The sequence below is a fragment of the Streptomyces sp. JNUCC 64 genome (genome assembly GCF_054484115.1).
The window spans coordinates 1,255,326-1,269,881 of record NZ_CM137015.1 but is presented as its reverse complement, the minus strand read 5'-3'; the positions used below and the strand labels follow the sequence as shown (position 1 = coordinate 1,269,881).

8 protein-coding genes and 1 tRNA gene are annotated in these 14,556 nt (G+C 76.1%); 5 read left to right on the top strand and 4 right to left on the bottom strand.

The annotated features are described in order from the left end of the window. Positions 1–249: 249 nt before the first annotated feature. Positions 250–1,275 carry a class I SAM-dependent methyltransferase gene (locus ACVWNX_RS04995; RefSeq protein WP_454412644.1) on the top strand — a complete coding sequence of 342 codons (1,026 nt, stop codon included), beginning with the start codon at positions 250–252 and terminating at the stop codon, positions 1,273–1,275. A gap of 163 nt (positions 1,276–1,438) precedes the next feature. Here ACVWNX_RS04995 and ACVWNX_RS04990 read toward each other — a convergent pair whose 3' ends face one another. The 3 genes from ACVWNX_RS04990 to fdhD form a co-directional block, all read right to left on the bottom strand. Further along, positions 1,439–2,275: an aldo/keto reductase gene (locus ACVWNX_RS04990; protein ID WP_454412643.1), complete on the bottom strand. Its 837-nt coding sequence runs from the start codon at positions 2,273–2,275 to the stop codon at positions 1,439–1,441. Positions 2,276–2,415: 140 nt separating this feature from the next. Next, entirely contained in the window at positions 2,416–4,248 is a 1,833-nt protein-coding gene (locus ACVWNX_RS04985) for an AMP-dependent synthetase/ligase (protein WP_454412642.1), read from the bottom strand. 415 nt (positions 4,249–4,663) lie between these two features. Continuing rightward, complete coding sequence (gene fdhD / locus ACVWNX_RS04980; protein WP_454412641.1) at positions 4,664–5,512, bottom strand: formate dehydrogenase accessory sulfurtransferase FdhD; 849 nt, start codon at positions 5,510–5,512, stop codon at positions 4,664–4,666. Between the two features lie 249 nt (positions 5,513–5,761). Between fdhD and ACVWNX_RS04975 the strand changes: the two genes are divergently transcribed. Next, on the top strand, positions 5,762–6,709 hold the full coding sequence (locus tag ACVWNX_RS04975) for a beta-ketoacyl-ACP synthase III (protein ID WP_454412640.1): 948 nt from the start codon (positions 5,762–5,764) through the stop codon (positions 6,707–6,709). Between the two features lie 290 nt (positions 6,710–6,999). After that, a tRNA-Leu gene (locus ACVWNX_RS04970) sits at positions 7,000–7,087 on the top strand. A gap of 132 nt (positions 7,088–7,219) precedes the next feature. Here the strand turns inward: ACVWNX_RS04970 and ACVWNX_RS04965 are convergent. Continuing rightward, positions 7,220–7,807, bottom strand: a complete 588-nt coding sequence (locus ACVWNX_RS04965; protein ID WP_454412639.1) for a hypothetical protein — start codon at positions 7,805–7,807, stop codon at positions 7,220–7,222. A 759-nt stretch (positions 7,808–8,566) separates the two neighbouring features. On the opposite strand from ACVWNX_RS04965, the gene ACVWNX_RS04960 reads away from it, so the two are divergent. Both ACVWNX_RS04960 and ACVWNX_RS04955 read left to right on the top strand, forming a co-directional pair. Beyond that, positions 8,567–9,673 carry a glycosyltransferase family 4 protein gene (locus ACVWNX_RS04960; protein ID WP_454414637.1) on the top strand — a complete coding sequence of 369 codons (1,107 nt, stop codon included), beginning with the start codon at positions 8,567–8,569 and terminating at the stop codon, positions 9,671–9,673. A 580-nt stretch (positions 9,674–10,253) separates the two neighbouring features. Continuing rightward, the gene (locus ACVWNX_RS04955; protein ID WP_454412638.1) at positions 10,254–14,393 is read left to right on the top strand and encodes a Pls/PosA family non-ribosomal peptide synthetase; all 4,140 of its coding nucleotides are present in this window, start codon (positions 10,254–10,256) and stop codon (positions 14,391–14,393) included. The last annotated feature ends 163 nt before the right edge of the window (positions 14,394–14,556 follow it).

Here is a 14,556-nt window from a genome sequence, read left to right as displayed (position 1 = left end):
GCCGGGACTCCGGACCGGGTTTCGGCCGCCCCCCCCGGTCGCGCTCGCCGGGCTTCGGTCGGCCCTGGTCACACCGGCCGGGTCCCGGGCCCTTCCCGGTAGCGCCCGCCGGGACCCCGGACCGTGACCCCGCCGTCCCCGGATTTGCCGGACCGGCAAGGCGACTGGCCCCACGACCGGCCCGGCGCGCACCCTGGCGGCGACGGCGGGCCGACCCGGCGCCCGCCCGCCCGCACGGAAGGCCGACCCATGGCGCCCGCCCCGCACCCCCGCCCCGCCCCCGACCCCGCGTCCGGTCACCACCCCGCTTCCGGCCCCGCGTCCGCCGAAGGCGGGCCCGGTCGCCACCACGGCCCCGGAGGCACGCCCGGCGGAGGCACCGGTCACCACCCCGCCCCGGACGGAGCGTCCGGTCACCACCACCACGGCCCCCACACCATGGACTGGACGGAGCTGGCCCCCCATCTGGAACGGGAGGGCGAGGTGTTCGCGCCGATGTACCGGGACGTCGCGCGCTGGCTGGCCGCGACCCACCCCGCCCCCGGCCGGATCCTCGACGTCGGCTCCGGCCCCGGAGTCGTCTCCCGGCTGCTCGCGGAGGTCTTCGACGGGGCGGAGGTCACCGCCGTCGACCCGGAGGAGGCCCTCCTCGCCCGCGCCCGGGACCGGGCGGCCCGCGCCGGACTCGCCGACCGGGTCCGCACCCACCGGGGGGAACTCCCCGACGGCCTCGGCGGACTGGAACCCGCCGGACTGGTCTGGCTCGGCAACTCCCTCCACCACGTGGGGGACCAGCGGGCCGCCCTCGCGGCCGTCGCCGCCCGGACGGCGCCCGGCGGGGTCGTCGCCCTGCTGGAGGGCGGACTGCCGACCCGCTGTCTGCCCCGGGACCCCGGCTTCGGCCGCCCTGGACTCCTCAGCCGGATCGACGCCGCCGAGGAGGACCGGTTCAGCGCGATGCGCTCCGAACTGCCCGGCACCGTCCGGGAGACCGAGGACTGGCCCGCCCTGCTCACCGCCGCCGGGCTGCGCCCCACCGGCAGCCGCACCTTCCTGCTCGACCGGACCGCACCCCTGTCCGCCCTCGAACGGGACCACGTCACGGCCTGGGTCACCCGTCGCCGCGAGGCGCTGACCGACGTCCTCGGCCCGGACGACCTCGCCGCCCTCGACCGCCTCCTCGACCCGGACGACCCGCTGGGCCTCGCCCGCCGCGCGGACCTCTTCCTGCTCACCGCCCGCACCGTGCACACGGCCGTCGCGGACCCCCGCTGACCCGGCGGACCGCCCCCGCGTCACCCGCTTGACACCGCGCCCCGGGAGCACGGGGTCCGCGCCCCGGGACACCCCGGGGCGCGGACGCGCGGTCGGACGAAGTCAGACCCGGTCGGACAGGGCCGGGCGCGGCCAGGCGGGGGCCGGACGCGGCCAGGGACGGTCAGACGACGTCGAACTCCGCCGGGTCGGGCCCCAGCCGGTGGTCCTCGTTCAGGGCCCGGATCGCCGCCAGGTCCTCCTCGTCCAGCTCGAAGTCGTACACCGCGATGTTCTCCGCGATCCGCGACGGCGTCACCGACTTCGGGATCACCACGTGCCCCAGCTGGATGTGCCAGCGCAGCACCACCTGCGCCGGGGTGCGCCCGTGCTTCTGCCCGATGGCCACGATCGCCGGGACGTCCAGCAGCCCCTTGCCCTGCCCCAGCGGCGACCACGCCTCCGTGACGATGCCCTGCTCCGCGTGGTACTCGCGCGCCGCCCGCTGCTGGAGCCTCGGGTGCAGCTCGATCTGGTTGACCGCCGGGATCACCGACGTAGCGTCGAGGAGCCGCGCCAGGTGCTCGGGCAGGAAGTTCGACACCCCGATCGAGGTGGCCCGCCCGTCCGCCTGGATCTTCTCGAACGCGCGGTACGTGTCCACGTCCCGGCCCAGCGAGGGGACCGGCCAGTGGATCAGGTACAGGTCCACCCGGTCCAGGCCCAGCCGTTCCAGGGAGGCGTCGAACGCCCGCAGCGTCGCGTCGTACCCCTGGTCGGAGTTCCACAGCTTGGTGGTGACGAACAGTTCCTCACGGGGGATCCCGGAGGCCGCGAGCGCCCGTCCCGTCCCCTCCTCGTTGCCGTAGACCGAGGCGGTGTCCACGCTGCGGTACCCGGCCTCCAGGGCCGTGGCCACCGCCCGCTCCGCCTCGTCGTCGGGCACCTGCCAGACACCGAACCCCAGCTGGGGCATCTCGACGCCGTTGTTCAGGATGACCGGGGGGACCTTGCTGCTCACGGAATCTCGATCCTTCGCGTCGTGGGTCGTGGACGTTCTCGCTGGCACGCGCACGGGAGCGCTCCTCCATCGTGAACGATCACGCCCGCCCGCGCATTCCGCTCGACGTTCGAACGACCTGTTTCCCCCGCCCGGCCCGTTCACACCCGGTAGAGGGCCTCCACCTCCGCCGCGTACGCCCGCTCGATCGCCGTCCGGCGCGGCTCCCGGGACGCGGTCAGCAGCCCGTGCTCCTCGGTGAACCGGTGGGCGAGCACACGGAACGTGCGGATCGACTCGGCCCGCGACACCAGGGTGTTCGCGGCGACCACCGCCCTGCGCACCTCGGCCTCCAGCTCCGGGTCCCGCACCAGCGCGGCCACCGTGGGCGGCTCCGCGCCCCGCATCTGGAGCCAGTGCGCCACCCCCTCGGGGTCCAGGGTGACCAGCGCCGCCACGAACGGCCGGTCGTTGCCCACCACCACGCACTCCGCCACCAGCGGATGCTCCCGCACCCGCTCCTCCAGCCGCGCCGGGGAGACGCTCTCCCCGCCGGAGGTCACGATCACGTCCCGCTTCCGCCCCGTGATCGTCAGATGGCCGTCCGCGTCGAGGACCCCGAGGTCCCCGGTGGCCAGCCAGCCGTCGCGCGGTGCCGGTTCCGCCGCCTTCGCCTCGTCCAGGTACCCGCCGAAGACGTGCGGTCCGCGCACCCACACCTCCCCGTCCGCCGCGATGTGCACGCTCGTCCCCGGCACCGGCGGGCCCACCGTCCCGCACCGCACCCGCCCCGGCTGGTTCGCCGTCGTCGCGCCCGTGGTCTCCGTCAGCCCGTAGCCCTCGTACACGACGACCCCGGCGCCCGCGAAGAACAGCCCCAGGGCCCGGCCCATCCCCGAACCGCCGGACATCGCGCACCGCGCCCGTCCGCCCAGCGCCCCGCGCAGCCGCGCGTACACCAGCCGGTCGTACACCCGGTGCCGGGCGCGCAGCGCCGCCGAGGGCCCCGGCCCGGTGCCGAACGCCCGGTCCTCCAGCGCCTCGGCGTACCGCACCGCCGTCTCCACCGCCCGGTCGAAGTGCGCCGAGCGGCCCTCCCGCTCCGCCGCCCGCCGCGCCGCCCGGAAGATCCGCTCGAAGACGTACGGCACCGCCAGCAGGAACGTCGGCCGGAAGGTGGCCAGCCCGGTGCGCACCGCCTCCGCCGACAGCTCCGCCTGGTGCCCCAGCCGCACCTTCCAGCGCACCGCCGCCACCTGCGCCAGCCGTCCGAAGACGTGCGCCAGCGGCAGGAACAGCAGCGTCGACGGCTCCTCGCCCCGCCGGGTCCGCAGCGCCCGCGCCCAGTGGTGGTAGACCGTGTCGGCCTCGAACATCAGATTCGCGTGGGTGAGCACACAGCCCCGGGGGCGGCCCGTCGCCCCGGACGTGTACACCACCGTCGCCACCGAGGCGGGCCGCACCCGTCGGCGGTGCCGGTGGACCAGGTCGTCCGGCAGGTGCGCGCCCTCCGCGCACAGCTCCGCCACCGCGCCCGCGTCGAGCTGCCACAGACCGCGCAGCCCCGGCAGCCGGTCGATGACGGTGGCCACCGTCATCGCGTGGTCCTCGTCCTCCACCACCGCGGCGGTCACCCCCGCCTCGTGCAGCATCCACCACAGCTGCTCCGCCGACGAGGTCGGGTAGACCGCCACCACCTCGGCGCCGACCGTCCACAGCGCGAAGTCGAACAGCGTCCACTCGTAGCGGGTCCGGGACATCACCGCCACCCGGTCCCCGGCCCGGACCCCCCGGGCCAGCAGCCCCTTCGCCAGGGCCAGCACCTCGTCCCGGAACCGCGCCGCCGTGACGTCGCGCCAGACGCCGGGTGCCTCCTGGCGGGCGAGGACCACCCGCCGGGGGTCGATCCGGGCGTGTTCGAAGACGGGGTCCGCGAGGCCGCCCGTGAGCGGTGGCGCCACCGTGGGCGACGGGGGGCTGGTGAACTCGCGCAACTGGGCTCCTCGTGGCGGCTCTCCCGTGGGCGCCGCGGACCGTACTCCGCCCCGGCGCCCCCGTGGGAGGGCCCGGTGACCGACCCCGCGCGGCCCGGGGAGGCCCCTCGCGCCCGTGGAGGCGGCTCGGCGGGGCGGACCGGCGGGGGTGCGGGCGGCCCGGCGGAGGATTCCGGGCGCCCATCCTGGCGCCGGACCGCCCCCACCACCACGATCTGCACCGAATCACCACCGGCTCCGCCGGATCGCCACGCCCTCCACCGGGACCCCCCGAACCGGACGCCCGGTAGGAACCGCCGGACGCCCGGCCCCGGGTGAGGGGGCGTGCGCCCGCGCCGCCCGGCCCGGTGTCCCGCCTCGGTGGTCCGGTGGGGGAGGGCACGTCCGATGGGCAGGGCCAGCCGGGTGGAGGGGGTCAGCCCGAGGGCTCCGCAGCGGGGAACAGGATCCGGTGCTCATGGGCGTAGACGTTCATCGAGGAGCCCCGCAGGAACCCGACGAGGGTCAGGCCCGCCTCGTCCGCGAGGTCCACTGCCAGCGACGAGGGCGCGGAGACCGCGGCCAGCACCGGCAGCCCCGCCATCACCGACTTCTGCGCCAGCTCGAACGAGGCCCGCCCGGACACCAGGAGGACGTGCCGCGACAACGGCAGCCGCCCCTCCCGCAGCGCCCGTCCGATCACCTTGTCCACGGCGTTGTGCCGCCCCACGTCCTCCCGGACGTCGAGCAGTTCCCCGTCCCCGTCGAACAGGGCGGCCGCGTGCAGCCCCCCGGTGCGGTCGAAGACCCGCTGCGCCGCCCGCAGCCGGTCCGGCAGCTCCGACAGCAGCCCGGCGGACAGCCGCAGCGGCGGTTCGTCGGCGATCGCCCACCGCGTCCGGGTCCGCACCGCGTCCAGGCTGGCCTTGCCGCACAGCCCGCAGGACGAGGTGGTGTACACGTTCCGCTCCAGCGAGATGTCCGGCACCGGCACCCCGTCGGCGAGCCGCACGTCCACCACGTTGTAGGTGTTGCCGCCGTCCGAGGTGGCGCCCGCGCAGTACGCGACGCTCCGCAGCTCGGCCGCCGAGGCCAGCACCCCCTCGCTGACCAGGAACCCCACTGCCAGCGCGAAGTCGTCGCCCGGCGTCCGCATGGTGATCGCCAGCGGTCTGCCGTTCAGCCGGATCTCCAGCGGCTCCTCGGCGACCAGGGTGTCCGGACGGCGGTCCACCCGCCCGTCCCGCACCCGGACCACCCGCCGTCGCTCGGTGACGCGTCCCATATCGTGTGTCCGTCCCGGTTCTGTGCGTAGTGGTCACGGTTCTGTGCGTAGTGGTCACGGCGTGACGGGCCGCTCCACCGCCACGCGCTCGCCGGTGATTGTTCCCCACGGTGCCCCCGCCCCGCCTGGGCGCCTGACCGGAGCCGACAACACGTACGCGCGAATCCTGTCGCTTTACTCGTCCGCTTACCGGCGGGTCGCTCACCAGACTGACAAATCCGTGATCTCACCGGAACCCGAGGGGGACCCTTGCACGGCACGCGCATCGCGGCGCTGGGCCACTACCAGCCGTCCGGCGTCCTCACCAACGAGGACCTGGCGGGCATGGTCGACACCAGTGACGAGTGGATCAGGTCCCGGGTCGGCATCCACACCCGCCATGTGGCCGGGCCCGAGGAACCCGTGGACGAGCTGGCCGCGCACGCCGGCGCGAAGGCGCTCGCCACGGCCGGGCTCGACCCGGCCGACGTCGACCTGGTGGTCGTCGCCACCTCCACCGCGATCGACCGGTCCCCGAACACGGCGGCCCGGGTCGCCGCCCGCCTCGGGCTGCCGGGCCCCGCGGTCCTGGACCTCAACGTGGTCTGCGCCGGGTTCACCCACGCCCTGGCCACCGCCGACCACACCCTGCGGGCCGGTGCCGCGACCCGGGCGCTGGTCATCGGGGCCGACAAGATGACGGCGGTCACCGACTGGACGGACCGCACCACCTGCGTCCTCGTCGGGGACGGCGCGGGCGCGGCCGTCGTGGAGACGTGCGAGCCCGGGCGGGAGCCGGGCATCGGGCCGGTGCTGTGGGGCTCCGTCCCCGAGATGGGGCACGCCGTGCGGATCGAGGGCACCCCGCCCGTCTTCGCCCAGGAGGGCCAGAGCGTCTACCGGTGGGCCACCACCCGGCTGCCCCCGCTGGCCCGCCAGGCGTGCGAACGCGCGGGCGTCATCCCCGCCGATCTGGCGGCGGTCGTCCTGCACCAGGCGAACCTGCGGATCATCGAGCCGCTCGCCGAGCGGATCGGCGCGGTGAACGCGGTGGTCGCCCGGGACGTCGTCGAGTCGGGCAACACCTCGGCGGCCAGCATCCCCCTGGCCTTCTCCAAGCTCGTCGAACGCGGGGAGATCGCCTCCGGGGCGCCCGTCCTCCTCTTCGGCTTCGGCGGCAACCTCTCGTACGCGGGCCAGGTCGTGCGCTGCCCCTGACCGGACGGACGGCGACCACCAAGGACGGCCCGGCACCACCTCCGGCCGCCCTCCGCGCCGGGCCTCTCCCGTCCCGGGCCCTTCCCCGACCGGCTTTCCCGCGCCGGTCACGGGGGAGGGCCCGGTCGCGTTCGGCGGCCTTCCCCCGAGGGCGTCTCACGGGCTGTGACCGGGCGGGCGCTCAACGTGTCCCACCCCTCGGGCCTGCGGATACATGGGTGAAACCCACTCCGAAACCTTGGTATTGTTGTCCATGTCGCCGCGGGGAACATCCCGCGAACACCACACCGGTCCGGGTGGCGGAATGGCAGACGCGCTAGCTTGAGGTGCTAGTGCCCTTTATCGGGCGTGGGGGTTCAAGTCCCCCCTCGGACACCAGCTAAGACCCCAGTTGATCTGGGGTCTTTCGCGTTTCCGGGCTGTGCCTCGGTGCCTGGCCCCCGACGTTGGCGGGCCTGCCGCAACGCACTGGCGCGGCCTGGCGGGCGTCAGCCCCGCCCTCGGAGTGCTTCACGCCCCCTGGCGGCGGGTGCGGCGCTGGTAGGACCAGGCGGCGGCGCCGAGGGCGAGGCCGTAGGGGCCCATTCCCGAGTAGGCGATGTAGAACGCGGCGTTCGAGAACCCGCCGGTTTCGAAGCTGAGGACCCCCAGGGCCGAGAGCACCACGCCGATCAGGGCGCCGACGCCGAACACCGGGGCCAGGATCGCGGCGGTGATCCAGGCCGGCGTCAGCGGCAGCCACCGGGGGACGGCCTCGCGGGCCACGAACGGCACCCAGCGGGGGAACGTCCGCCCCCACGGGCTGACCAGCCCCAGCAGCAGGAAGACGCCCATCCCCGCCATGACGACCGTGATGTCCACCCCGTGCTGGTACAGCCACAGCGTCGCGGCGTTGAACGGGTCCAGGTGCTTGCCCTGGGCGTTGTGCTCCATCTCCGCCAGCACGCTCGGGAACCCGGCGGGGATGCCCCACGTGCCGCCGAAGGACCAGTACTGCTTCATCGCCGCGTACGGGAGCAGCGCGATCGCGCCGATGTAGGCGATCCGGCGGATGCGGGGCGAGGCCGGTTCCATGGTGGCGCTGCTTGTCGTCTTCATGTGTTCATCCTGTTCGGCGGCCCGAACCGCCGAATCCGCCTGGAGTGCTCACCGCCTCCCCCGCGCGGGTGACCCCTCGTCACCCGGTCTCATCACCTCGGCCGACGGCCGTCCAGGACGATCCTCGGAAGCGGGAGTCAGCACAGGCGACCGTTACGCGCTGGCCCGGCTCCTGTCCGAGCGGTCGGCACTGCCGCCGACCCGACTACCACCGGACGGAGGGGCTTCCCACGGGCCGGTCTCACGCCCGATGAACGAAACGAGGGCCGCGTCCGTACCGGGGGGTGAGCTCCGGCAGTGGACCGAACACGCCCTACCTGGAGGGTCCTTGTACAGCATCACCGCCCCCGGCCGTCCGACGGCCGTCCGTGGCCCTCACGGCGTGGCCGTCCGCCCCGGACGCCGACCGCGCGGGACCGCGGCCACCGTGGACGAGGCCGTCCGCCCCGCCGTGCCCGCCGCCGACGCCACCGCGACCGGTGCCGGCCGGGCGGGCCGGGAGCGCGTTCGGTGACCCCCGCCCCCGCGCCGACCCCGGCCCCCAGCCCCCTCCCGTCCGGTTCCTCCCCGTACCCCCGGACCGCCCACGGCCCCCGCCCCCTCGTCGGGCACACCGTCCGGGGGACCGTCCCGGAAGCCCTCCACCCACCCGGGCCGGTGCCGTCCGGGCGGGGCGACGGGCCCGGGCCGGTGCCGTCCAGGACGGTCGACGGGACGGTCCCGCCCGCCCTCACGCTCCGCTCCGCCACGCCCCCCGAACTGATCCCCGCCGCCGCCCGCCCGGTGTGCTTCGTCATGCCCGGCCCGGTGCCGGGCCGCTCCGCGCCCAGCGGCGGGGACGTCTACGACCGCCGGGTCGGCCTGGACCTGTCCGGCTTCGGCTGGGACGTCCGGACCCACACCGTCCCCGGAACCTGGCCCCGTCCCGACGCGCTCGCCACCGCCCGCCTCGCGCATCTGCTGGCAGGGCTGCCCGACGGCTCCGTCGTCCTCCTCGACGGACTGGTGGCCTGCGGGGTGCCCGAGGTCGTCGTCCCCGAAGCCGAACGGCTGCGCCTCGCCGTCCTGGTGCATCTGCCGCTCGCCGACGAAACCGGGCTCGCCCCCGTCACCGCCTCGGAACTCGACGCCCTGGAACGCGCCACCCTGCGCGCCGCCTCCGCCGTCCTCGCCACCAGCGACTGGGCCGCCCAGCGCCTGGTCGACCACCACGGACTGGCCCGCCGCAGAGTGCACGTCGCCCTCCCCGGCACCGACATCGCGCCCCCCGCCACCGGCACCGACGGCGTCTCCCGGCTGTTGTGCGTCGCCTCCGTCACCCCGCGCAAGGGCCAGCACCGCTTGGTGCGCGCCCTCGCGACCGTCGCCGATCTGCCGTGGACGTGCGTCTGCGTCGGCGGACTCGACCGCGCCCCCGACTACGTCGACCGACTGCGCGCCCTGATCGCCCACCACGGGCTCACCGACCGGATCCGGCTCGCCGGACCGATGACCGGCGCGGAACTGCACGCCAGCTACGCCGAGGCCGATCTGATGGTGCTCGCCTCCCGTGCCGAGACCTACGGCATGGCCGTCACGGAGGCCCTCGCCCATGGCGTTCCCGTCCTCGTCAACGACGTCGGCGGGCTGCCGGAGGCCGTCGGACGCGCTCCCGACGGCGCCCTGCCCGGAGTGCTGCTGCCGCCCGACGACCCGGACGCGCTCGGCACCGCCGTGCGCCGCTGGTTCGAGGAACACGACGAGCGCCAGCGGCTCAAGAGCGCGGCCCGGCTGCGACGCACCTCGCTCCACGGCTGGGCGACCACCGCCCGTGGCGTCTCCGGGGTCCTCGAAGGGCTCCGCCGCGACGACTGGAGCACCCGGTGACGACGGCCCTCGCCCGGCCGCCCGACCGGCCGTGCCCGCGCTGAGTGGGCCCGTCCTGAACCCGCCGTGAGGCTTTCCGTGGATGGGGGCGGGGCGGATTCGGGTGCGAAACGCGGGTGCTGGTGCGGAGCCGAAACGGATTTCCTTGAGTGCTTCACCGCCGCGCCGAGCTGGGATTGCCTCAACCCGCCCGGGGGTTCATTCGTTCTCCGGTTCCTTCCCGTACGCACGGAAGTCCGGTCCGGATTCCGGGGCGGTCGGCGCGTGGCATTCGGGTGAACCTCCGTCAGAGAGCTGACCAGGGGAATCGTCTGGCTGTGGAGAGTCGAGGGAGGGAATGGAGACGGCCCGGGGCGTGGTTCTCGTGGGCGCTTCCGGGGGATTCTCCTGACTGTGCCAGTGGTTATGAGGAGCGTGCGGGGAATTCTCCGCACGCTCCTCGCCGAGAGGAATTCCCGCCGCCGTTCTAGGCTGATGCCGGTCGTCCGGTGAGGCGCCGGACGGGACCGGGCCGGCCGCAGGTGCGTCGGCGGCCCGTGCCGGAGATCCGGGGCGCGCCGGGAACGAGACGCGAAGACCGATGGCAGCAGCCACCACCCCACCGGCCACCACTCCCCGGCACGACCGCGCGGCCCGCTCCGCCCGGGCACCGGACACCGCGTCCCCCACCAGCACGACGGATCCCGTCCGCACCACCGAGGTTCCCGTCACCGGAACCCCGACCGCTGGGCGACCGGCCGTCCTCACCGCCGGGCCCGCCGCCCCGCCCCGGACCCTCCTCGACGTCCTGGACGCGACCGTGCTCCGTCACCCGGGTGCCCCGGCCCTCGACGACGGCACCACCCGGCTCACCTACCGCGCGCTGGCCGCCGACGTCGAACGCCTGCGCCGTCGGCTCGCCGCCCTCGGTGCCGGGCCCGGTGCCCGGATCGGCGTACGGGTCCCTTCCGGCACCAACGACCTGTACGTCGCGGTCCTCGCGGTCCTCGCCGTCGGAGCCGCCTACGTGCCGGTGGACTCCGAGGACCCCGAGGAGCGTGCCGCCCTGGTGTTCGGCGAGGCGGGGGTGCGGACGGTCATCGGGGCGGGCCGGCACGTCACACCATTCCCTGGGGCTGGGGCTGGGGCTGGGGCTGGGGCTGGGGCTGGAGCTGGAGCCGGGGGAGAGGGAGAGGGACGGGCGGGGGCTGTTCCGGGGGCGGTATCCCCTGATCCCGGCTCGGCCCTTGACCCCCACCCCCACCCCGACCCCGGACGCCACCACCACCCCGGACCCCGGCCCGCCGTTCGCCCCCGCCCCGCCGACGACGCGTGGATCATCTTCACCTCCGGGTCCACCGGCACCCCCAAGGGCGTGGCCGTCACCCACCGGGCCGCCGCCGCCTTCGTGGACGCCGAGGCCGCGCTCTTCCTCCGGGACCGGCCGATCGGCCCCGGTGACCGCGTCCTCGCCGGGCTCTCCGTCGCCTTCGACGCCTCCTGCGAGGAGATGTGGCTCGCCTGGCGGCACGGCGCCTGTCTGGTCCCCGCCTCCCGCGACCTGGTCCGCTCGGGCGCCGACCTCGGGCCCTGGCTGGTGGACCGGGGCGTCACCGTGGTCTCCACGGTGCCCACCCTGGCCGCCCTGTGGGAGCCCGCCGCCCTCGCCGGAGTGCGGCTGCTGATCTTCGGCGGGGAGGCGTGCCCGCCCGCGCTGGCCCGGCGGCTGGCCACCGGGGACCGTGAGGTGTGGAACACCTACGGCCCCACCGAGACCACCGTCGTCGCCTGCGCCGCCCGGCTCACCGGCGAGGAACCCGTCAGGATCGGACAGCCCTTGGACGGCTGGGAACTCGCCGTCGTCGACGACGGCGGACGGCCCGTGCCGATGGGCGGCACCGGTCAGCTCGTCATCGGCGGCGCCGGACTCGCCCGCTACCTCGACCCCGTCCGGGACGCCGTGGGGTACGCCCCGCTCGACGCCCTCGGCTGGACCCGCGCCTACCGCAGCGGCGACCTGGTGCGGGCCGACCCGGAGGGCCTGGTCTTCCTGGGCCGCGCCGACGACCAGGTGAAGATCGGCGGCCGCCGCGTCGAACTCGGCGAGATCGACGCCGCCCTGACCGCCCTGACCGGTGTCACCGCCGCCGCGGCCGCCGTCCGCGTCCCGCCGGGCGGCGCCCCCCTCCTCGTCGGCTACGTCGTCGTCCCCGACGGCTGGGACCGGACCGCCGCCACCGCCCGGCTGCGCGCCACCCTGCCCGCCGCCCTCGTCCCGCTGCTCGCCCCGGTGCCCGCGCTCCCCACCCGCACCTCCGGCAAGACCGACCGGGACGCCCTGCCCTGGCCGCTGCCCGCCGCCCCGCCCGACCCCGCCCCGGCGGGCCCCGGCACCGACCTCACCCCCACCGAATCCTGGCTCGCCGCACGGTGGCAGGAGACCCTCGGCACCCCCGTCACCCGCCCGGACGACGACTTCTTCGCCCTCGGCGGCGGCAGCCTCGCCGCCGCCCGGCTGCTCACCGCGCTGCGCGTCCGCTACCCCCGCGCCGCCGTCCTCGACGTCTACCAGCGCCCCGTGCTGCGCGCCCTCGCCCGCCGTCTGGAACGGTCCGGCACCGACGACGCCCCCGCCCGGACGGTCGTCCCCGTCCCCCGGCGCGCCCAACTCCTCCAGAGCCTGCTGCTGATCCCCCTGTTCACCGTCACCGGACTGCGCTGGACGGTCGCCCTGCTCGCCCTCGGCGACCTCCTCGCCCTCCTCGGCCCCTATCCCTGGGCCCCCACCGCCCCCTGGTGGCTCGTCGCCCTCGGCGCCGCGCTGTTCCTCAGCCCGCCCGGCCGTCTCCTCCTCGCCGCCGGGGGCGCCCGGCTGCTGCTGCGCGGGGTGCGTCCCGGCACCCACCCCCGCGCGGGCTCCGTCCACTTGCGGCTGTGGACCGCCGAACGCCTCGCCGAACACAGCGGCGCCACCGCCCTCACCGGCGTCTGGCTCCAGCGCTACGCCCGCGCGCTGGGCGCCCGGGTCGCCCCCGACGCCGATCTGCACTCCCTGCCGCCCGTCACCGGACTCCTCCGGCTCGGCCGGGGCTGCGCGGTGGAGTCCGAGGTCGACCTGTCCGGCCACTGGCTCGACGGCGACCGGCTGCACATCGGCGCCGTCCGGGTCGGCGCCGGAGCCGTCGTCGGCACCCGGAGCCTGCTGTTCCCCGGCGCCCGGATCGGCAAGCGCGCCGAGATCGCCCCCGGTTCCGTCGTCACCGGCCGCGTCCCCGCCGGACAGCGCTGGGCCGGGGCGCCCGCCGTCAAACGCGGCCGGGCCCGCCGCGACTGGCCCCGCGCCCGCCCGCCCCGCTCGCCCCACTGGCGCGCCATGTACGGGGTCACCGGCTTCGGACTGCTTCTGCTGCCGCTGCCGCCCGCCGCGCTCGCCCTCCTCGTCGTCTGCGCCCTCACCGGCCCGGCCGCCCCGCTGTCCGCCGCCCTCCCCACCGCACTGCTCGCCGCCGCGCCCGCCGCCCTCGCCTTCGGCCTCGGCTACGCGCTGCTCGTGCTCACCGCCGTCCGGCTGCTCAGCCTCCGGCTGCGCCCCGGCGTCCACCCCGCGCACAGCCGCACCGGCTGGCAGGCGTGGACGGTCACCCAGCTGATGGACCAGGCCCGGGGCACCCTCTTCCCGCTGTACGCGGGGCTCGTCACCCCGGTCTGGCTGCGGCTGCTCGGGATGCGCGTCGGCCGGGGCGCCGAGGTGTCGACGGTGCTCGCCCTGCCCAGCCTCACCACCGTCGGGGACGGCGCCTTCCTCGCCGACGACACCCTCACCGCCCCGTTCCAGCTCGGCGGCGGCTGGGTCCGCATCGGCCGCGCCCGCATCGGCCGTCACGCGTTCCTCGGCAACTCCGGGATGACCGCCCCCGGCCGTCGCGTCCCCGACGGCGGACTGGTCGGCGTGCTGTCCGCCGCCCCCAAGAAGGCCAAGAAGGGCGGCTCCTACCTCGGGCTGCCGCCGGTCCGGCTGCCGCGCACCGCCGCCGCCACCGACCGCCGCCGCACCTACGAACCGTCCACCCGGCTGCGCTGGGCCCGTGGCCTCGTCGAACTCTGCCGACTGGTCCCGGTGTTCTGCTCGGCCGCCCTCGCCGTCCTCACCCTCGCCGCCCTCAGCGCCCTCGTCGCCGCGCTCGGACCCTGGGCGGCCGTCCTCTCCGGCGCCGTCGCGCTCGCCGCGGGGCTCGCCGCCTGCGCGGTCACCGTCCTCGCCAAGTGGCTGCTCGTCGGACGGCACCGCCCCGCCGAACACCCGCTGTGGAGCGGCTTCGTCTGGCGCGACGAACTCGCCGACACCTTCGTCGAGGTCCTCGCCGTGCCCTGGCTGGCCGGAGCGGTCCCCGGCACCCCCCTGCTGACGCTCTGGCTGCGCGCCCTCGGCGCCCGCATCGGCCGGGGCGCCTGGTGCGAGAGCCACTGGCTCCCCGAGACGGACCTCGTCACCCTCGGCGCCGCCGCCACCGTCAACCGGGGCTGCGTCCTGCAGACCCACCTCTTCCACGACCGCGTGCTGCGCACCGGCACCGTCACCCTCCACCCGGGCGCCACCCTCGGCCCGCACGGCATCGTGCTGCCCGGCGCCACCGTCGGGGCCCGCAGCACCCTCGGCCCCGGCTCCCTGGTCATGGCGGGGGAGTCGGTGCCCGCCGGCACCCGCTGGCTGGGCAACCCGATCGAAGCGTGGCGGCCCTGAACGGGCCCCCGCCGCGCCAGCGGCCCCCCGCCCCGGAGGACCCCCCACCGCGCGGCGGGCCCCCCGCCCCGGAGGGGCCCCCAACGGCCGACGGCCTTCCCCCGACCGGCCCGGACGACCTCCCTCCGACCGGCCCGGACGATCTCCCCCCGACCGGTCCGGA